A 19,377-nucleotide genomic window follows, 5' to 3' on the forward strand; every position below is an offset into this window, starting at 1 on the left:
ACGGCTTTTGGCGTTACCCGAACGTCCGCTTCCGCAAATCCTCGACGCACCTGTGCGCGGTCTTGCCGTCCCAATTGTCCGGACGCTTGCGATCCTTTTTCGGCTGCGCGAGCGCGTCGAGCAGTTGGTCTAGCAGCGCCGGGGCCTTCACCAGTCGCGCGGTGCCTTCGCTGATCGTGATCGGCCGCTCGGTATTGTCGCGCAGCGTGAGGCACGGAATGCCGAGATAGGTAGTCTCTTCCTGGATACCGCCCGAATCGGTGACGACCGCGGCGGCGCCCGAGACGAGGCTCATGAAGGCGATATAGGCCTGCGGCCCGATCAGCCTGATCCCCGCAGCCTCCAGCTTCGCACGGCCTTCGTCGCCCAGCCGCTGGCTCGTGCGCGGATGGACCGGGAAGATCAGCGGCAGATGCATCTGCACCGCGATCAGCGCGTCGACCAGTTCGGCGAGCTTTTCGGGCACGTCGACATTGGACGGGCGGTGCAGCGTCACCACACCGTAACCGCCCTTCTGGAAGCCCAGTGCACCGGCGGCGTCGGCAGCCTCGATCGACGGGCGAACGAGTTCGTAGCTGTCCATCATGATGTTGCCGACGCGAGTGATCCGGCTTGCCGGGATCCCTTCCGCGATCAGGTTTTCGTCGGCATCGGGCGACGGCGTCCACAGCACGTCGGCAAGGACGTCGGTGACGAGGCGGTTGAGTTCCTCGGGCATGTCGCGGTCGCGGCTGCGCAGGCCGGCTTCGAGGTGGATCGTGGGGATGCGCAGCTTGCCCGCCGCCATCGCGCAGGCCGCCGTCGAGTTCACGTCGCCGACGACGATCAGCCAGTCGGGCCGCTCCTCCATCGCCAGCTTTTCATAAGCGATCATCACGCGCCCGGTCTGCTCCGCATGCGTCCCCGATCCGATGCCGAGATGATGATCGGGCGCGGGCAGACGCAAATCGGCGAAGATGTCGTCGGACATCGCCGCATCATAATGCTGCCCGGTGTGGACGATGACGGGCACGAAGTCCTCCGTCGCCTTCAGCGCATGCCACAGCGGCGCCACCTTCATGAAATTGGGCCGCGCGGCGGCGATCAGGTGAACGCGGGCAGGACTGGACATGTACGAAGGCTCCCCAAGATAGGGCCGGTATAGGGGGAAGCGTTGGGGCGGCCAACACCCTCTGCTCGCAACCTCTCCTCCACTCGTCATTGCGAGGAGCCAAAGGCGACGCGGCAATCCACTCCGAAGTTCGGAATGGATTGCTTCGCTACGCTCGCAATGACGAGTGGGGAGAGAAACAGCGAGGACGAGAGGTGGACAAGTTGTCCAATGGACTTCGCCGGCCCGCCCGCCTACAGGCCCGCCTCATGCACGCCATCCGGGCCTTCTTCCGGCGTCACGCACTCCTCGCGACGATCATCGTCGCGCTCGCGCTTGGCGTTAAGGCTCTGGTGCCCACGGGATACATGACCAGCGCCAGCACGACCGGCTTCACGGTCACGCTGTGCGGCGGCGAACAGGGGCAGACGGTGCACATCGCGCTGCCTGCCGACCCGAAGCGTCAGGGCGATAGCGCCAAGGCCGAGAGCCCCTGCGCCTTCACCGGCCTGGGCCTCGCGACTTTGGGCTTCACCGATCCGTTTCTGATCGCGATCGCCATCGCGTTCATCATGGCGGCGGGGCTACGGCTCACCATTGCCGCACGCCCGCAGCAAGCCCGCGCCATCCTGCCCCCGACACGAGGACCACCTTCGATCGCCTGATCCACCGGTTTCAAGCGATTCAAAAGGGGTTTTCATGTCCATCTTCCACCGTCGCCTGCTGGCGACGATCGCGCTGCTGTCCGTCGCCCAGACGGCGCACGCCGCCGATGCCACCGATGACAATGCGATCCTGGTCGTCGGCCAGACCGACAAGGCGATCAGCGTCGAACCGCGCGGGCTTTCGGTCAGCCTGGGCGACAAGCAGTTTGCGGGCGTCAACGCCTTCAACGTCGAGGATCTGATCAAATATGCACCCGATTTCTTCGTGCGCACGCGCTTCATCGGCGACAACAATGCCGTGCCCGGCTTTCGCGGCACCCACAGCACGCAGAGCGCGCGCGCGCTGGTGATGATCGACGGGTTCACCGTTTCCAACTTCCTCGGCAACAGCTTCGGCTTTCCGCCCGCATGGGGCGTGGTGAGCCCGACCGAGGTGTCGCAGTTCGACGTGGTCTATGGCCCTTATTCGGCGCGCTATCCGGGTAATTCGATGGGCGGCATCGTCAACATCACCACCCGCGCACCCGAAAAGACCGAGGCGTTCGGCACAGTGCAGGGCTTCGTCCAGCCCTATCGCCAATATGGCACGCGCGACACCTTGTTCGGCGGCGCGACCGAGTTCGGCTTCGGCGTGAAACAGGCCGACGGCCCGTTCTCCGCGCGCGTTTCGGCCCGCCGGCTCGTCAACGACGGCCAGCCGCAGATGTTCTATCAGCTGGGCGCGATCACGACGGGCAGCGCCACGCCGATCGGCGGCGGCGTGGTCGATCCGGCGCTCATCACCAAGACCCCGGTCGCCGGCGATTATGCAAATGCCGACACGCGGCAGGATCAGGTCCGCGCGCAAATCCGCTTCGATCAGGGCGACGTCCACGTCGAGCTGCTCGGCACCTACTGGTGGAACCGCGAGAAGAACCTGCATCCGCGCACTTACCTGACCGACGCGAGCGGCAACCCGTTCTACGGATCGACCGTCAATGGGGGCCGCGTGAGCCTGAATGGCACGATCTACACGCTGCCTTCCGCCTCCACCTTCAACCTGTCGATCGCCGACCGCGACCAGTGGCTCGCCGGCCTCAAAATCGAGGCGCCGGTCGCGGGCTTCACCGTGACGGCAAACCTGTCGACCCTGCGCTTCGCACAGGCCGACACGCGCCGATCCAACGGCTATGCGAACGGCATCATCGACGGTGCGGGACAATTGACCCGGCAGGGGCCGACCGGCTGGTACACCGGCGACCTGATCGCCACGCGTGAGATGGGGGCGCATTCTATCGCCTTCGGCCTCAACGCCAACCGCTATGACACCGACCAGACCGTGTTCGGCACGACCGACTGGCGTGCGGCGAGCGGGCGGACCTTCCGCACGCGCACATTCGGCCGGACCCGGCTGATCGGCATCTTTGCGGAGGACGAGATCGATCTGGGCGGTGGTCTCAGCCTCACCCCCGGCATCCGTGCCGATTTCTGGCGGGCGTTCGGCGGCGGGCTCGGTTCATTGGCGAGCAGCGGCGCGCAGGCGGGACGGATCGTCACGCAGAGCTATGCGCCCCGCCGCGACAGCTCGGTCGACCCGAAACTGTCCGCCCGCTGGGCGATCGACGCCGATTGGGCGGCCGAACTCAGCCTCGCCACCGCCACGCGTTTCCCCACCGTCGGCGAACTGTTCCAGGGTTCGCTCAACGGCGACGGATCATTCAACGTCAACAGCTTCGATCCCAATCTGAAAGCCGAACGCAGCCGCGACGCGAACCTCTTGCTTCGCCGCCATCTCGGCCCGGTCACGCTGACGGGGAGCGTCTTCTACCAGCGGGTGAAGAACGCGATCTTCAGCTATGTCGGGTTCAACCAGAACGGGGTCTCGACCTCGAACTTCAAGAATATCGACCTGACTCGCCAATGGGGTGTCGAGCTGATCGCGGCCACGAAGAACTGGCCGATCGACGGGCTCGACATCGATGCCAACGCCGCGATGATCGACGCCGAAACCGTCCGCAACCGCGCCAGCCCATCCTCCGAGGGCGTTCAGTTCCCCCGCATCCCGCGCTGGCGGATCAACGGCAACATCCGCTACAACCTCACCCCGAAGCTGCAGGGTGCCTTGGGCTTCCGCTATGCCTCGCGACCGAATACCGATCTCGACGGGCGCCAGCGCGGGGACACTTATGGTTACACGTCCGAACTGATGCAGATCGACGCGCGGATCAACTGGCGATTGCGGGATGGGCTGCGACTGTCGGCAGGGGTCAACAATTTGACCAATGACAAGGCATGGGTATTCCACCCCTATCCGCAGCGTACCTTCACGATCGAAGCCGGGTGGACGCTGTGAGCCGCTGGTACAACGCCGTCTGGCGCTGGCATTTTTATGCGGGGATGCTGTGCGTGCCGCTGGTCCTGTGGTTGTCGATCACCGGCACGATCTATCTGTGGAAGCCGCAGATCGAGGCGCTGATCGACCGGCCTTATGCTGGCATCGCGACCGGCCCGCTCGCCCCGCCCTCGCGCATTGCGCAGGCGGCGGTGGGTGCCGTGCCGGGATCGCACTTCGCCAAATATCAGTTGCCTGCCGCGCCCGGGGATGCCGTGCAGGTGAGTGTTGGCGACACGCGCGTCTATGTGAACCCGTCGACCCTCGCGATCCTCAAGACGGTGGGCGAACAGGATCGGCTGATGCGCCTGATCTTCCGCCTGCACGGCGAACTGATGATCGGCGATCCGGGAAGCTGGATCGTCGAGACGATCGCGTGCTGGGCGATCGTGATGATCCTGACCGGCCTCTATCTGTGGTGGCCGCGTAAAGGATCGGGATTGGCGGGTGTGATCTGGCCGCGCCTGCATCTGGGAAAGCGGGCCTTCTGGCGCGATATCCACGCCGTCACAGGGATTTGGGTGAGCATGCTCGCCCTGTTCCTGATCCTGACCGGCCTGCCCTGGGCCAATGTCTGGGGCGGCTATTTCAAGGAGGTGCGCGCCGTCACCGGCCTGTCCGATGGCCCGCAGGATTGGACGACCGGCACCCACGAAGGCCATCATGGTATGACAATGGGGCCGACGAAGGTTGACCTTACCGAAATCGACCGCGTCGTCCCCGCCGCCGCCGGCGCGCATCTCGCCGGGCCGGTGCTGGTCGCCCCGCCCAAGGCGGGAGGAGCGCTGTGGACCGCCAAGTCGGATAGCGGCGACCGGCCCCTGCGCGCCGACCTCGGCATCGACGGCGGCACCGGGCAGATCCTGACGCACAAGGATTTTGCCGATCGCCACTGGGTCGATCGCGCGGTCGGCTATGGCATCGCCGCGCATGAGGGGCAGTTGTTCGGCCTCGCGAACCAGCTGCTGAGCATGGTCGCGACGATGGGGCTGAGCCTGCTCGCAATATCGGGTGCGATATTGTGGTGGCGCCGGCGTCCGATTGGCCTGCTCGGCGCGCCGATCCCGCTCAGCCGCCCGACGATGCGCGCGCCCTTGCTGGCGCTGATCACCGGGCTGGGCATCCTGTTCCCGCTGTTCGGGCTAAGCCTGATCGCGGTGCTGATTCTCGAATGGGTGCTGTTCCGTCGCCTGCCTCCGGTTGCGCGCTGGCTGGGGCTGCGGCAGAGGATCGCCGCATGACGATCTACCGCATCCTTACCGCCGACGATCACGCCACGCTCCACCGCGACGGCAGCTTCGGGGGCAGCCCGCTCGACCTCAAGGACGGCTATATCCACATGTCGACCGAGGATCAGGTCGCCGGCACCCTCGCCGCCCATTTCCGGGGCGTCGAGGGGCTGATGCTGCTGACAATCGACGAGGCCCGCGTCGCGCCCGACGTGAAGTGGGAGGCGTCGCGTGGCGGCGCGCTGTTCCCGCATCTGTATCGCGCGCTGACGCTGGAGGATGTGGTGGCGGAACGGGCGATCGAGATGCGCACGGATGGGACGCACATTCTTTAACTCAAACCGTTCGTGTCGAGCGAAGTCGAGACACGTTGGCTAAGCGCGTGGGAACGTGTCTCGACTTCGCTCGACACGAACGGTGAGTTTTAGGCCCGCAACCCCGTCAGCGTCGCGGGCGTCAACAACTGGGGCAGCGTCTCGACCTTCCCGTCGCGGTGGTAGAAGAGGTAGAGCGGCACGCCCGAACGCCCCTTCGCCTCGAGGAAGCGGCCGATCGCAGGGTTGCCGTCGGTCCAGTCCCCGATCATCACGGTCACGCCCGCCTGCTTGAACGCCGCGCGCACCTCGTCGCGGTCAATCGCGGCCTTTTCGTTGACCTTGCAGGTGAGGCACCAGTCGGCGGTGAAATAGAGGAAGACGGGCTTGCCCTCGGCCGTGAGCGACGCAAGCTTGGCTTCGTCGAACGCCTCGCCCTCAACCTTGGCGACCGACGCGACCGCACTCCCCTTCGGCACCAGCAGTGCCGCCGCACCAGCAATTGCCAGCGCAGGCAACAATGGCGCGAAGGCGAAGCGGCGCGCCTTGGCCTGCCGTGCACCGGCCCACCACAAAGCGAGCCCCAGCAACAATGCCGCGCCGAGACCCAGCACCATCCCGTCCACGCCCGCCTGCCGCCCGAGGATCCAGGCGAGGCCGAGCGCGGTCGCGAACATCGGAACGGCAAGAATGTGCCGCAGCGTCTCCATCCACGGCCCCGGCTTGGGCAGCTTACGCCGCAGCGCGGGGACGAAGCCGATCACGATGAACGGCAAGGCAAGGCCGAAACCCAACCCAGCGAACACCGCGATTGCCGCCGCCGCCGGCAATACCAGCGCCGCGCCCAGCGCCCCTGCCATGAACGGCCCGGTGCACGGCGTCGCGACGAGTGCCGCGAGCACGCCGGTCCAGAAGGCGGGCATCGCGCCCTTGCCGTGGGTCAGGCTGTCGCCGACGCCGATCGTGCGCAGTTCAAACAGCCCGGCCATGTTCAGGCTGATCGCCGTCATCAGCAGCAACAGCCCGGCGATCACACGCGGATCCTGCAGTTGGAACGCCCAGCCGACCATCGATCCGCCCGCGCGAAGGCCCAGGATCAGCCCACCCAGCGCAATGCAGCTCAGGATCACGCCCGCGGCATAAGACAGCGCCTCGACCCGCGCCTCGCTTCCCCCAGCCTTGGCGAGACTAAGCGCCTTGAGGCTCAGGATCGGGAAGACGCAGGGCATCACGTTGAGCAGCAGACCGCCGAGCAGCGCGCCGCCCAGCGCGATCAGGAAAGGGCGCAGATCGAATCCCTTGCCATCGCCGCCCGCACCGATCGCAATACCAGCGGCGGGCACAGGCCCCTTCGCCGCCTGAACCGAAAGCCCCCGCCCCTCGCCCGTTGCGATCACGCCCGACAGGCCGACGACGTCGGAGCCGCCCTCCTTCGCCTTCGCCTCGACGATCAGCTGGTCGCCGTTGCGGCTGATCGACTGAGGCGCGGCATAATCGATCACGCCATCGATCGCGGGGTAGAAATAAGGATCGGCCACCGGCTGCGCGGCCGGATAGGGGATGGCCAGGCGGATGCGGTCGCCCTTTTTTTCGAACCGGGCGGGCTGTGAAAGCGGCAGCGGCAGCGCAGCCCGCCAGCGATCGAATGCCCCGCGCGTGGCCGGATCGACCGCTCCGTCGCCCGCGACCAGATCGATCGAGATGCGCCCCTTTTCGGGCACGCAGGTCGACGCCGAGCAAACCAGCCAGTTGGCGTCGCCCGCCACGGTGAAACGCTGACCGGGCTTGAGGCTTGCCGGCACGTCGATCGTCGTCAGCAGCGCATAAGGCGCCTCATAAACGTAGTTCATCAGGCCGAGCAGGAGCAGCCGCTGCGGCACCGGATAGCGCAGGCCATAGATCTTCGCGCCGTCGGGCAGGCTCCATTCGACGCTGGTCGGCACGCCCGCATCGCCCGGATTTTCCCAATAACCGTGCCAGCCCTTTTCCGGTGTCATCGAGAGCGCCAGCGTGATGCGGCTGCCAGGTTTCGGCGTCGCACTCTCGGCAAGGAGCGTGGCGGTCAGGTGGTTCCCCGCCGCCTCTACGCGCAACGGCGCAAGGAGCAGGGCGAGGAGCAGGAAAAAGCGACGAAGCATCTGCGCGCTATAGGGCCAATGGCGCCCCAAGCAAAATCCTCCCCCGGAGGGGGAGGGGGACCGGCGTAGCCGGTGGAGGGGTATTCGAGGCTGGGCGGTTCGCCACCGGCCAATACCCCTCCGTCAGTCCTGCGGACTGCCACCTCCCCCTCCGGGGGAGGATTTACCTAAAGGCGCCGCTCGGTCTGATAGACGTAGCCGTCGGGTCCGGGGGTGAAGCCCTTGCGCGCCAGCGTCGTCGCGATCAGCGCGTTGCGCGGCTTGATCGTCGCGCGCAGGCGGTAGCCGCCGGTCGCGTTGACCGCGACCTCCTGCGTCGCGTCGCCCGTGTCGCTGGCGAGATCGAAGGTCAGCGCGCCGTCGCGGCACAAGGCCGGCCCCTGCATCGATCCGGCCGGCACCACCCCGGCAAGCGGCGACGGCATGTAGGCGCGCGCGGCGCCACCGGCCGTGCCGCAATGCGTGCCGGGGAAACGCGCGGTGAGATTCTCCACGAACAAGGTGGCGCCCGGAACGGGCCCTTCGCCGGGCAGGCTTGCGGTCAGGTTGAGACCGTCGATACCGATGCCACCCCAGCCGATGCTGAAACCACCGCTCAGCTGCGTGCCCGGATCGGTGCCGGCCATGTCTATGCGCAGGCGCCCTTTCAGCAGTTCGGCGGGAACGGCATGCGTCTCGATATCGCCGAGCGCGATCCGGCCAAGCCGTGCGTCGTAGATGCGCCCCTGCCACCCGGTGCCTTCGGTGCCCGATGTGGTGAAACCGATCTTCTCGAGATGCGCGAGGTCGATGATCGTTTTGAGGGGTACGAAGGCTGCAGCGGCAAGCGCGGCGCCGACAAGCACGACGAGAAACAGCAGTATCCTGAACATCGCATTCCCCCCGGATCGTCTTTTTATCTGCGCCGCCGCAGCGTGATCGATGCGGCCAGCGTCCTATCCGCATTGGGATGCGCGTTCAGCCGTTCGACGACAAGCCCCCGCTTGCCCAGCCCCGCGACCCAGGCGAAAAGCGCCGGCGGCTTGACCGCCTCATAGCTCAGCACCACGGTCACCCCCTGCGTCTCAACCCGCAGCGGCGTGAAACCGGCCGCTTCCGAGGCGGCCTTGGCGACGTCCGCGAGCGGACCGGGTGACGGGCGCACGTCCGCGCGGCTTTCGCGCGCAATCTCATCGGCCAGCGCGCGGACATCGTCGAGGTCGCGCGCGGCGGCGTTGCGATGATCGAGCGCCGCCTGCCATCCGATGCCAATCGGGCGAACTACGCCGAACCACAGCAGGATCGGCACCGCGATGACGATCAGCAGCCAGAGCAAGCGTTGCTCGCGCGTCGTGCGCTGGCGCCACCAGATGAAGACGCTGTCGATCATGCGCGGCGGATCCTGATGGTCGATCGGTTGGCGTCGCCGCCCGGCAGCGTCTCGATCGCAAGGCCACTTTGCGACAACCGCCCGACCAGCGCCGACACATCGGCCGCGCTCGCGCCCGTCACCGACGCGGTCAGCACGCCTTCGGCCGAAAAATCAAGATCGGTCAGTTCGACATTGGGCGTCTGGCGAACCGCGCCGAACAACATCGCCGCGCCCCCCGGAAAGCCTATGCCCGGCCCGCGCAACGCTTCGGCCCGCATCGTCATCGCCGCATTCGCGCCTTCGGGCAGGCTTTCGCGGCCGAGCGCCAGGCGCGCGACGCGCGACGCCTCGCGTTCCATCCGCCAGCCATCGAAGGCGATACGGCCGATCCGCGCGACGGGTATCGCGACCAGCAGGATCGCCGCGGCGATCGCGAGCCGCTTCATCCGCCGCTTCCACGCATCGTCGATCCGCCACGCGCGACGGCGGGCGAAACGCCCCTGGCGCAGATCGAGCGGCAGTACCGCGAGCGCGGCGGGAAGCTCCGCTTCGAAACGGGCGTCGTCCATCGGCTCGGGCACGATCGTGCAGAGGATCGCGTGCGCAAGGTCGGGCTCGACCGCGAAGGCATGATCGTGCCCGCGTACAACTGACAGGCCAGGGCGATCCCAGAGACGCGGCGCCCCATCGCCATAGGCAAGCAACAGCGGCAGCGGCACGACATGATGGAGGTCGAGGCGGATCGCCTGCGCCCAGCCGATCCACTGCTGGAGCAGATCCGCATCGACCGTCGCGACCATCCTCCGCCCGCCATGCACATCGCCGATCGCGACATGCAGCGTGTCGGGCGCGCCGATGCTATGTTCGGCAATGGCGATCCGGGCGGCGGCGGCGGCCTGCGCATCGGTCAGCGCGGGCAGTTCGATCCAGCGGATCGTCACCTCGTCACCCTGCAGGACCAGGATGATGCGTTCGTCCGGTTCGAGCGGCGGCAGATGATCGAGCGCGGTGTCGCGCGCGACGACGCGGCCGTCCTCGACACGGAACCAGCCCTCGATCGCGCCGACATCGGCGCGCGCGAAGAGCAGCAAGGCCCGCGTCACGGTCATTCAGTCCCCCATTGCCGCATCACCACCCGTGGCGGGGGAATGCCGGCGTCGATCAATGCCCTTTCCCTCACCTGCGCACCGTCGACGGTCACGTCAAGGTCGAGCACGAACCAGCGCGTCCTGATATCGAGCGTCGGGTTCAATCCGGTGACATTGCCGAGCCCGCCAAGCCGATCGGCCGTGAACTTCTCGACCGATTCCCAGCCACTCGCCGGGCGGCTGCGGATGATGCCCGCCGCCTGCGCGACCGAGAGCCGGCCACCGAACTGCATCGCGAGCAACGGCGCCTGATCGGAGCGGATCGTGTTGATGTTGATCGCGGCGAGCTCGGGCGAATTGAACGCGCAGATCCATGGGCGGACGCGCTTGTAGATGGCGGGCGTCACGCCCGCGACGGTGCGCAATTCGCTGGGATCGCCGATCAGGCTGTTGGCGGCGCGATAGGGCATGGTGGCCCTCGCGTACGTTTCGTCCTCCGCGCCGCCGGCGGCCGGGGTCCCGTCGCTGTCGACCCAGTCGCCCAGCGCTGCTGCGATCGACCGGGCGCGCGACTGGGGGATGCCGAGAACGAGCAACAGGGTTCCGAACTGATCGATCCCCTGCGGGCGCGCCCTCCAGCCCGAAAAGACGTCGCCCTGCACCACGCTGTTGAGGTTGAAGCAATTGCCGCCGTCCGACAGGCGCGCGCGGATCATGCCGCCTTCGACCGGGATCACCCGCTCGGCATCGCGCCATTCGGGGCGCGCGGTCATATCCCCGCGATTGCGATCGGTGAGGTCGGCCGCGATCAGGCCCGCCAGCGCCTCACCACCATAAGCATAAGCCCGCGCCTGATCGATCGCGCGGGCATTGCCCGCGAGGCGGGTCGCGAGACCGAGCCGATCCACCGCGAGCATCGCCAGCGTCGCGATCAGCGCGACGAGCAGCAGGACGGCGAGCAGGGCTGCTCCCTGCTCGGGGTGTCCACGCGGCGTCCTCACCGCCCCAATCCGATCAGGAAAAGCTGCCGCACCTCGCCGATGCCGTCGATCGTCGCGACCATCTCGACCGCGTCGGGCATCATCAGCGGATTGCGCTGATCCCAAGTGTCGGACCACACGCCATCCTTGCGGAAGCGCAGATGGACTGCCGAGACTCCGCGCATCGCGGTCGATGTCACCGCGCGATCCTGCGGCACGCCGTCGACCAGTGGCCAGCTCAGCCGTTCGAGCCGATCATCCTCGATCCGATAGGCGACCTTCTGCAAGGTCGATCGCGGGGCATCGCCTTCATTGACCCAGCCGGCGCGGACGAAGCGCAGGATCGGTGCCGGACCACCCGGCTGCACGCCGACGAACGCCTTCTGGCCGTCGCCGCGATCGTCGCGGCTAGCGCGCGAGGTCGCCTGTGCGAGATCCGCGGTGACGAGCGCGGTCATCCGGCGCAGCGCGGCGGTGCGATCGAGCGCGCCGAGCGCCTGCCCCTGCGTCCCCGTCGCCATGCTCAGCAGCGCGACGCTCGCCAGCGCGATGATCGCGAAGATGGCCAGCGCGACGAGCAGTTCGACGAGGGTGAAGCCACTCTCCCTACCGCATGCGCGCCTCACGTCCCGCCCTTCCGGATCAGCATCAGCTGCGCGGCAACATTGCCGTCGGGATCCATCACGCTGATCGCGATCTTCTGCAGCCGCGTTTCCGGCATACGATCGACGATCCGGGTCCAGCGCCACGCGATCCCGGCATTCTCCTCGACGCCGTTGGTGGCGCCATACGCCGGCGCGACCGGATCGGTGAGGATCTCGACCGCCTGGTTGCGTGCGACGATCTGGGCGACTGCCTTCCTTTCTATAGCGACCGCTCCAAAAAGCGTCGCTCCTTCGAGCTTGAGCAGCGTCAGCGCCGCGAGCGCGAAGATGGCGAGCGCGACCATCACCTCGATCAGGGTGAAGCCGCGATCCTGTTCAGGCGACAAGAGTCACCTCGCCGCCCGCATCGATCGTCACTCGCGCGGTCACTCCACCCGCGCTCAACAGCACGCTGACCGGATTGGCGAGGCCGGTCGCATCGAAGCGGATGCGTTCGCCCGCCGGATCGATCCGGGTCGTGACACCCTCGGGCCAGGCGACGGGCTGAAGCGGCTTACGGCTCAACGGCGTCCAGGCACCGCCTTCCCAGCGTTCGAAACGATAACCGGTCCGATCGACCCGGATCGCGACTGGGGCGGAAGCGAGGATCGCCGAGTCCCGCGCAGCCTCCGCAGCCGAAGCGAAGCGAGCGGCGGCCGATCGCGCCTCGGTGCTTTGCGACGGCATCGCGAACAAAACGGCCGCCGCCGCAATCCCCATGATCGCGAGGACCGCAAGCAGTTCGACGAGGGTGAAGCCCCGCTCGCCGTCCCGCTTATTTCCAGTTGCCGATATCGGCATCCTGCCCCTCGCCGTCCGGCTTGCCGTCCGCGCCGTAGCTGATGATGTCGAACGCGCCATGCTCGCCCGGTGAATGATATTGGTACGGATTGCCCCACGGATCATTTGGCAGCCGCTTGATATAGCCGCCGCGCGGATAGCGTTCGGGATGGGCGAGGCCGACCGGCGGCTGCACCAGCGCCTGCAGCCCCGCGCCCGTCGGCGGATAGGTGAAATTGTCGAGCCGGTAGCGTTCGAGCGCCTGTTCGAGCAGCGCGATATCGGTCTGCGCCTTCTGCGTCATCGCCTTGTCCTGCGCGGGCAGGACGTTGATCACGACGACGGTGGTCAGCAGGCCAAGGATCAGGATGACGACCATCAGCTCGACGAGGGTGAAGCCGCGCTCGCCCTCGCTTCCGTTCGTGTCGAGCGCAGTCGAGACACGTTCACGCCCGCCGACGTCTCTCGACGGCGCTCGAGACGAACGGAGTTCTAATTCATCGGTCATCATCACATGCCTGCCAGCGTATCGAGTTGAAGGACGGGGAGCAGGATCGACAGCACGATAAGCGCGACGATCACCCCCATGAAGACGATCACCAGCGGCTCCAAAAGCGCCAGCAAGGTCGCTGTGAACATGTCGAATTCACGCTCCAGATAGTCGGCCGCGCGTTCGAGCATCTCGTCGAGCCGGCCCGACGCCTCGCCCGACGCCGCCATATAAACCATGATCGGCGGAAAGAGATCGGTACGGCGCAGCGCCGCCGACAGGCTGGAGCCGCCCCGGATGTCCTCGACCATCGCCTCCGAACCGCTGCGCAAGGCGCGGTTGTGGACGGTGCGCGCGGTGATCGCGATCCCCTCGATCAGCGGCAACCGGCTCTCGACCATCCGCGACAACGTCCGCGCCATCCGTGCGGCATGGAGATCGCGCAGCAGTCGACCGATCAGCGGTAGTTGCAGCAGGCGCGTGTCGAAGCGCAGCCGCCGTCCCTCATCCGTCATCATCCGGCCGAAGGCGAAAACGCCGATGAGGATGACCAAAGGGGCGATCCACCAGAAGCGGATCAAAAGTTCGGAGGCGCCGACTACGATCCGGGTGATGAGCGGCAATTGTCGCCCCGATATGTCGAACTGTTCGACGATGCGCGGCACGACGAACAGCATCAGCCCGAGCACCACCGCGGTCGCGACGATCGCGAGGACGGTAGGATAGGCCAATGCGGTGATCAGCTTGCCGCGCACGCTCGCCTGACGTTCGTGCAGGTCGGCGAGCCGTTCGAGGATTTCGGGCAACGTCCCCGACGCCTCCCCCGCCGCGACCATCGCGCGATAGAGCGGCGGGAAGCTCTGTGGCTCGGTGGCCAGCGCATCGGCGAGACGATGCCCCTGCACGACCGCATCGTGGACCGATCCGAGCACAGCGGCGGTCGTCGCCCTGCCCGTCTGCTTCTGGATCGTGCGCAGCGCCTCTTCGACCGGGATGACGGTGATCAGGCTCGCGAACTGGCGGGTGACGAGGGTCAGTTCGCGCGTCGACAGGCGACGGCGGCGACGGATCAGCTGTGCGCCGAGGCTGGGGCCGCGCGTCGCACCCTGCCCCTTGTCGATCGCGACGACGTAGAGCCGGCGCGCTTCGAGCTGCGTACGCGCATCCTCGGGCGTCTCGGCCGCAATATGCCCTCGCCGCTCGCGCCCGCTCGTGTCGATCGCGTGCCAGGCGAAGTCACTCATCCGCGCCATCCCCGCGGATGATGCGCAACGCCTCTTCCGGACTCGTCACGCCCTCGCGCACCAGCCGCCGCGCGGCCTTGGCAAGCGTATCGCCGGTCGCGAAGGCATGTTTGGCGATCGCGACCTCGTCACCATCGGCGTTGATGATCGCGCGGATCGTGTCGTCGATGCGGATGACTTCGAATAGGCCGATCCGCCCGCGATAGCCGGTATGGCCGCACGCCTCGCAACCCTGCGCCACCCGCACGCTCGGATCGCGCTTCAGCTTGAGCGCCGCACGGATCGCAGGACTCGGCGTGTCGGCGATGCTGCATACCGGGCAGAGCCGGCGCACCAGCCGTTGCGCGATGACGGCGCGCACCGTGGAGGCGATCAGGAACGGCTCGACCTTCATGTCGCGCAACCGCGTGATTGCGCCGACCGCATCGTTGGTGTGGAGGGTCGACAGAACGAGGTGGCCGGTCAGCGAAGCCTGGGTCGCGATCTGCGCGGTCTCGCCATCGCGGATTTCCCCGACCATGACGACGTCGGGATCCTGGCGCAGGATCGCGCGCAGCCCGGCGGCGAAATCAAGCCCGACCTTGGGATTGACCTGCGTCTGCCCCACCCCGTCGACCGCATATTCGATCGGATCCTCGACCGTCAGGATGTTGCGGCTGCCGTCGTTGAGCGATCGGAGCGCGGCGTAGAGCGTCGTCGTCTTGCCCGCCCCGGTCGGCCCGGTGACGAGCAGGATGCCATTGGGTTCGGCGAGCGCCGCGCGAAAGGCGCGATCGACCGCGGGCGGCATACCCAGCTGATCGGGATCGATCCCCGCCGCTTCCTTGTCGAGGATGCGCAGCACCACCCGCTCGCCCGCGCGGCCCGGCAATGTCGAGACGCGAACGTCGAGCAGACGCCCGCCGATCGACAGGCCGATGCGCCCATCCTGCGGCAGGCGCCGCTCGGCGATGTCGAGGCGCGACATCACCTTGATGCGGCTCACCACCACCGGCGCGACGGCTGCAGGCAGGCGCAGGCGTTCGGACAGAACCCCGTCGATCCGCATCCGCACGACCAGCCCGGTCTCGAACGGCTCGACGTGAATGTCGGACACGCCCTGCCGCACCGCATCGGCGATGATGCCGTTGATCAGGCGGATGGCGGGGGCATCGTCGGCGCTGTCGAGCAGGTCTTCCGAACTCGGCAGCTCGCCCAGATCGTCGAGCCCGATCGCGCCGCCCAGCAGGGCCGCCGCCTGCCCGTCCATCGCATAATGATCCGACAGCGCCTGTTCGAAGCGATCGGCGGCAAGCGGCTCGACCGCGATTGCGCGTCCCATCGCGCGGCGCAGCTCGATCAGCGCCGACCGATCGGCATCGGGACGCAAGCCAATCAGCGGCCGGCCATGTGTGTCGGCGGTGCCAAGCGGGACCAGTCCGGCGCGTTTGGCGAACGCATAGGGGATCGCAGGCGCAAGAGGCGCGGGAACCGCGACATCCTCCGCCAGATCGCTCATTGCTTCGGCTTCTTCGACGGCTGCACGTCGACCGGGCGGACGATCTGGCTGCTCGTCGTGACGGAAGGACGAATGATCTCGGGTGGCCCGGCAGGCGCAGCGCTCACGGCGGAGGGCGAGGGTCCGACCGGAAGGGCGGCGCCCATATAGTCGCGCACCAGTTCGTCAATGGACGGCTCCTCGCCCGGCTTGCCGAAGCGGGCCTGCTCGCCGCGAATATAGCCATAACGCTGCGCCGCGAGCCGCTGGCTATCCTGCCGCGAACGCAGGATAGTCGGGCGGATGAAGACCATCAGATTGGTCTTCACATGGCTGCGCGACCGCGACTTGAAGAGTTCGCCAAGGCCCGGAATGTCGCTGAGCAACGGGATACGCTCGATCGTCCGCCGCTCATTGTCGTCGAGCAGACCGCCCAGCGCGATGATGTCGCCATCGTCGACGGTAACGGTCGTCTCGATCAGACGTTTGTTGAGGATCAGGTCGGATGAGCCGTTGGTCACCGGCCCCGCGATCGACGACACTTCCTGCTTCAGGAACAGCTTGATCGCGCCGCCCGCGTTGATCTGCGGCTTCACCTCGAGCTGGACGCCGACATTCTGGCGCTGGACGGTGCGGAACTGATTGTCGAAATTGTTCGAAAGCGCCTGTCCGGTGGTGATCGGTATCTCCTGCCCGACCAGCAGCTTCGCCTCCTGATTGTCGAGCGTCAGGACCGATGGCGTCGAAAGGACGTTCGACTTGGTGTCCGATTGCACCGCGTTGATGATCGCGCCGAAAATGGCATTCCTGCCCAGCGTATCGGCAAAGCCCGCAAAACCGCCGCCGGCGTTCAGGATCGAGCTGACCGCGGCTTCGGCCAGCTGGTCGCTGATCTCGGTGTTCGTCGTCGTGGTCGTGGTGGTGCCGTTGACCGTGGTGGTCGTGGTCGCGAGTTCACGCGCACCGATCGCGCCGGCGACCGTCAGGATGTTGGGTGCCGCATTCGAATAATTGGTGGCGGCAAAGGGCACGCCCGACCCCGGCTTTCCGCCCAGCAGGAACTGGACGCCGAGCTTGCGTGCCGCATCGTTCGAAATCTCGACGATGATCGCCTCCACCAGCACCTGATCGCGGCGCGTGTCGAGCTGTCGAACGACTTCGCCCAAGGTGCGCTGCACATCGGCGGGGCCGGCTATGATGATCGCATTCGCGCCGTCAAATCGCGTCACGATCGCGCCGGCCGCGCCTCGTGACGTCGGCGTAGCGGCGGCTGCGGGCGCTGGGGCGGGAGCGCCGGCCGCGCTGCCGGTGGTGGAGCTGGTCGCGACGACATCGGGCGCCTGGCCGACGAGTTGCTGAAGCACCGGGAGCAGCTTCGCCGCGTCGGCATATTCGAGGAAGATGACGCGAATCTCGGACGCATTGGCGGCGCGCCGGTCAAGATCCTCGGCCAGCGCGGCCATGCGCGCGACGCCACCGGAATCGCCCCGGATCAGCAGCGCGTTGCCGCTGTCGACCGCGATTACACTGACGCCGGTCGACGCCCCGCTTTGCGCGGTGCCGCCTCCCCCGATCAACTGGGTCAGCGCGGTCGCGATTTCACGCGCTCCAGCATTCTTGAGCGGGACAAGCCGGGTGTTGCTGTTGTCGCGATCGAGTTGGCCGACCAGCATCCGCATGCGGCGTATATTGTCGGCATAATCGGCGATGATCAGCGAGTTGGCGTTGCGGTTCGCGGTGATCGATCCCTGCGGGCTGGCGAGCGGGCGCAGCGAATCGAGCGCCGCCTGCGCGTCGATCGATCGCAGGCGGATCACGTCGGTGACGAAGTTGTTGCCCGACATGCCCGCCGATCCGATCCGCCCGGGGATCGTCGCCGCGCCTTCGATCGGCTGGATGCGGAAGGCGCCCCCGGTCAGCGGCACCGCGACCAGGCCGCTCGCGCGCAGCGTCGACAGGAACAGTTCGAAATATTCGGACTTGCTGAGCGCGCGATCGGTGACGACCGACACCTTGCCCTGCACGCGCGGATCGATGACGAAGTTGCGCCCGGTGACGCGCGCCGCATCCTGAATGAAGGCGCGGACATCGGCATCGCGCAGGTTGAGCACTTGTTGCGCCGCGATGGGTTGAGCAACCGCGATCAGCGCTGCGGCGGTGAGGAGCATGCGCTTCACTTGGCGCCTCCGATCTGGAGGGTGCGGCTCTCACCGTTGCGCTGGACGACGATCGTGACGGGCGTGCCCGCCTGGGTCGATTCGGCGAAGCGGGTGGTCGCGCCGGGATCGGACACGGAAACGCCGTTGATGCTGGTCAGCATGTCGCCCGGCTGCAAACCGGCGGCGGCAAGCGCGCGGCCATCGCCCTGCTGCTGGATCAGATAGCCGGTGATGCGGCCACCATCGATGCGCGGCGACAGCGACAGATCGGCCATCAGCGAGGCCGCGCCGGCCGCGACGGGCGCAGGCTGCGGAGCCGGCACAGGCATTACGCCGGGCGCCGACGCTTCCTCCGACTGGTCGAGATAGATTTTCTCCGGGGCGCCGCCGCGATCGATCGTCACGCTGTCGAACTCCACAGCGGTCAGCTTGACCCCGGGCAGGATCTCATCGCCCACCGCATAGCTGTTCTGCGTGCCATCGGGCAGGCCGATGATCGCCGAACCCCGGCCCGACGCCTGATCCGCGCGCACGCCGTGCAGGCTGAGGTCGAGCGGCGTGATGACCGAAGGGCCGCCGCCATTGAGCCGAAAGAAGGGATCGAAGGCGGCGAACGATGCGGGCGAGCCGTCGGCGGTCGCGACGCCGGGCCGAACACCCTCCCCCGTCGGTGCCGCCAACGCCCAGACCAGAGCGATCGAAAGCAGCCCGACGAGCCCCACCATGCCCCATTCGGCGAGCTTGAACGGATTGGGCGAAACAAAATCGCGCGTGGGCACCCGGCCACGCCAAACACTCAAACCCTTCACGCGCCCAACCCCCGAACGTCGCACCTGCGACTCCCGCTATAGGCGAGGCGATCCTCCGTCACAAAGCGCCAACTGGCGCCGGAATCAGCCTCGGCCGAATCCGTGCATGTGACGCGCCCATTGCAATGCGATGACGGCACCTTTCACGGGCTGAATCATCGCCAGCGACATGACGAGCGCGAGCCCGGGCCACAGGATCATCTGCACCAGCATCGACACGTCATAGGACAGGTTCATCGCGCAGATGAAGGGCGCCAGGACATGGCCGACCGTCAGCACCACGATATAAGCGGGCAGATCGTCGGCGCGTTGCGGCGTCCAATCCTGCCCGCACGATGGACATTCCGGCAGGGGACGCAGGAATCGCCCGAACAACGGCGCCTCTCCGCAGGACGGGCAACGTCCCTTGAGACCCAGGATCAGGGCGGGGACGAGCGGGCGTTCGGCAGCTTCGGTCATGCGGGCGCCCTTAGCATGGGAGAAGCGCGCGCCGCAGCGCGAAGTTCGTCATCGGGATTGCGCCTGGCGCAACCTGATATGAAGCCGGA

19 protein-coding genes are annotated in these 19,377 nt (G+C 67.1%); 4 read left to right on the top strand and 15 right to left on the bottom strand.

Translation table 11 applies throughout. The features are described from left to right. Positions 1 to 13 precede the first annotated feature (13 nt). Positions 14 to 1,111 carry a non-hydrolyzing UDP-N-acetylglucosamine 2-epimerase gene (wecB, locus tag FYJ91_RS02520; RefSeq protein WP_149520696.1) on the bottom strand — a complete coding sequence of 366 codons (1,098 nt, stop codon included), beginning with the start codon at positions 1,109 to 1,111 and terminating at the stop codon, positions 14 to 16. A gap of 248 nt (positions 1,112 to 1,359) precedes the next feature. On the opposite strand from wecB, the gene FYJ91_RS02525 reads away from it, so the two are divergent. From FYJ91_RS02525 to FYJ91_RS02540, 4 genes are read left to right on the top strand one after another with little or no spacing between them, the layout of a single operon-like run. Further along, a complete protein-coding gene (locus FYJ91_RS02525; protein WP_149520697.1) occupies positions 1,360 to 1,755 on the top strand; it encodes a hypothetical protein in 396 nt (131 codons plus the stop codon). A 34-nt stretch (positions 1,756 to 1,789) separates the two neighbouring features. Then, positions 1,790 to 4,087, top strand: coding sequence for a TonB-dependent receptor (locus FYJ91_RS02530; protein WP_149520698.1), 2,298 nt, complete (start codon positions 1,790 to 1,792; stop codon positions 4,085 to 4,087). Continuing rightward, positions 4,084 to 5,367 carry a PepSY-associated TM helix domain-containing protein gene (locus tag FYJ91_RS02535; RefSeq protein ID WP_246152371.1) on the top strand — a complete coding sequence of 428 codons (1,284 nt, stop codon included), beginning with the start codon at positions 4,084 to 4,086 and terminating at the stop codon, positions 5,365 to 5,367. Before FYJ91_RS02530 ends, FYJ91_RS02535 begins: the two co-directional genes overlap by 4 nt. After that, entirely contained in the window at positions 5,364 to 5,690 is a 327-nt protein-coding gene (locus FYJ91_RS02540) for a DUF952 domain-containing protein (protein ID WP_149520700.1), read from the top strand. Before FYJ91_RS02535 ends, FYJ91_RS02540 begins: the two co-directional genes overlap by 4 nt. A gap of 89 nt (positions 5,691 to 5,779) precedes the next feature. On the opposite strand, the gene FYJ91_RS02545 is transcribed toward FYJ91_RS02540, so the two are convergent. The 14 genes from FYJ91_RS02545 to FYJ91_RS02610 all read right to left on the bottom strand — a co-directional run bounded on the left by FYJ91_RS02545 (position 5,780) and on the right by FYJ91_RS02610 (position 19,288). After that, entirely contained in the window at positions 5,780 to 7,807 is a 2,028-nt protein-coding gene (locus FYJ91_RS02545) for a protein-disulfide reductase DsbD family protein (protein WP_149520701.1), read from the bottom strand. A gap of 167 nt (positions 7,808 to 7,974) precedes the next feature. Next, on the bottom strand, positions 7,975 to 8,679 hold the full coding sequence (gene gspN, locus FYJ91_RS02550; RefSeq protein ID WP_149520702.1) for a type II secretion system protein N: 705 nt from the start codon (positions 8,677 to 8,679) through the stop codon (positions 7,975 to 7,977). A gap of 23 nt (positions 8,680 to 8,702) precedes the next feature. Next, the gene (gene gspM, locus FYJ91_RS02555; protein WP_149520703.1) at positions 8,703 to 9,176 is read right to left on the bottom strand and encodes a type II secretion system protein GspM; all 474 of its coding nucleotides are present in this window, start codon (positions 9,174 to 9,176) and stop codon (positions 8,703 to 8,705) included. Further along, positions 9,173 to 10,267, bottom strand: coding sequence for a type II secretion system protein GspL (gene gspL, locus FYJ91_RS02560; RefSeq protein WP_149520704.1), 1,095 nt, complete (start codon positions 10,265 to 10,267; stop codon positions 9,173 to 9,175). Before gspL ends, gspM begins: the two co-directional genes overlap by 4 nt. Continuing rightward, positions 10,264 to 11,247, bottom strand: coding sequence for a type II secretion system minor pseudopilin GspK (gene gspK, locus FYJ91_RS02565; protein WP_181008313.1), 984 nt, complete (start codon positions 11,245 to 11,247; stop codon positions 10,264 to 10,266). The genes gspL and gspK overlap by 4 nt, the downstream gene beginning before the upstream one ends. Beyond that, a complete protein-coding gene (gene gspJ / locus FYJ91_RS02570) occupies positions 11,244 to 11,852 on the bottom strand; it encodes a type II secretion system minor pseudopilin GspJ (protein ID WP_181008314.1) in 609 nt (202 codons plus the stop codon). The genes gspK and gspJ overlap by 4 nt, the downstream gene beginning before the upstream one ends. Continuing rightward, positions 11,849 to 12,217 carry a type II secretion system minor pseudopilin GspI gene (gspI, locus tag FYJ91_RS02575; RefSeq protein WP_149520706.1) on the bottom strand — a complete coding sequence of 123 codons (369 nt, stop codon included), beginning with the start codon at positions 12,215 to 12,217 and terminating at the stop codon, positions 11,849 to 11,851. Before gspI ends, gspJ begins: the two co-directional genes overlap by 4 nt. Then, on the bottom strand, positions 12,207 to 12,671 hold the full coding sequence (locus FYJ91_RS02580) for a GspH/FimT family pseudopilin (RefSeq protein WP_181008372.1): 465 nt from the start codon (positions 12,669 to 12,671) through the stop codon (positions 12,207 to 12,209). Before FYJ91_RS02580 ends, gspI begins: the two co-directional genes overlap by 11 nt. After that, a complete protein-coding gene (gene gspG, locus FYJ91_RS02585; protein ID WP_149520708.1) occupies positions 12,646 to 13,161 on the bottom strand; it encodes a type II secretion system major pseudopilin GspG in 516 nt (171 codons plus the stop codon). The genes FYJ91_RS02580 and gspG overlap by 26 nt, the downstream gene beginning before the upstream one ends. Beyond that, the gene (gene gspF / locus FYJ91_RS02590; protein ID WP_149520709.1) at positions 13,161 to 14,384 is read right to left on the bottom strand and encodes a type II secretion system inner membrane protein GspF; all 1,224 of its coding nucleotides are present in this window, start codon (positions 14,382 to 14,384) and stop codon (positions 13,161 to 13,163) included. Before gspF ends, gspG begins: the two co-directional genes overlap by 1 nt. Then, positions 14,377 to 15,882, bottom strand: coding sequence for a GspE/PulE family protein (locus FYJ91_RS02595; protein ID WP_149520710.1), 1,506 nt, complete (start codon positions 15,880 to 15,882; stop codon positions 14,377 to 14,379). Before FYJ91_RS02595 ends, gspF begins: the two co-directional genes overlap by 8 nt. Continuing rightward, entirely contained in the window at positions 15,879 to 18,029 is a 2,151-nt protein-coding gene (gene gspD, locus FYJ91_RS02600) for a type II secretion system secretin GspD (RefSeq protein ID WP_149521306.1), read from the bottom strand. The genes FYJ91_RS02595 and gspD overlap by 4 nt, the downstream gene beginning before the upstream one ends. A 5-nt stretch (positions 18,030 to 18,034) precedes the next feature. Beyond that, positions 18,035 to 18,799 carry a type II secretion system protein N gene (locus FYJ91_RS02605; RefSeq protein WP_149520711.1) on the bottom strand — a complete coding sequence of 255 codons (765 nt, stop codon included), beginning with the start codon at positions 18,797 to 18,799 and terminating at the stop codon, positions 18,035 to 18,037. A 114-nt stretch (positions 18,800 to 18,913) separates the two neighbouring features. Further along, complete coding sequence (locus tag FYJ91_RS02610; protein ID WP_149520712.1) at positions 18,914 to 19,288, bottom strand: DUF983 domain-containing protein; 375 nt, start codon at positions 19,286 to 19,288, stop codon at positions 18,914 to 18,916. Positions 19,289 to 19,377 lie beyond the last annotated feature (89 nt).

This window comes from Sphingomonas montanisoli, assembly GCF_008274695.1.
Lineage (GTDB): Bacteria > Pseudomonadota > Alphaproteobacteria > Sphingomonadales > Sphingomonadaceae > Rhizorhabdus > Rhizorhabdus montanisoli.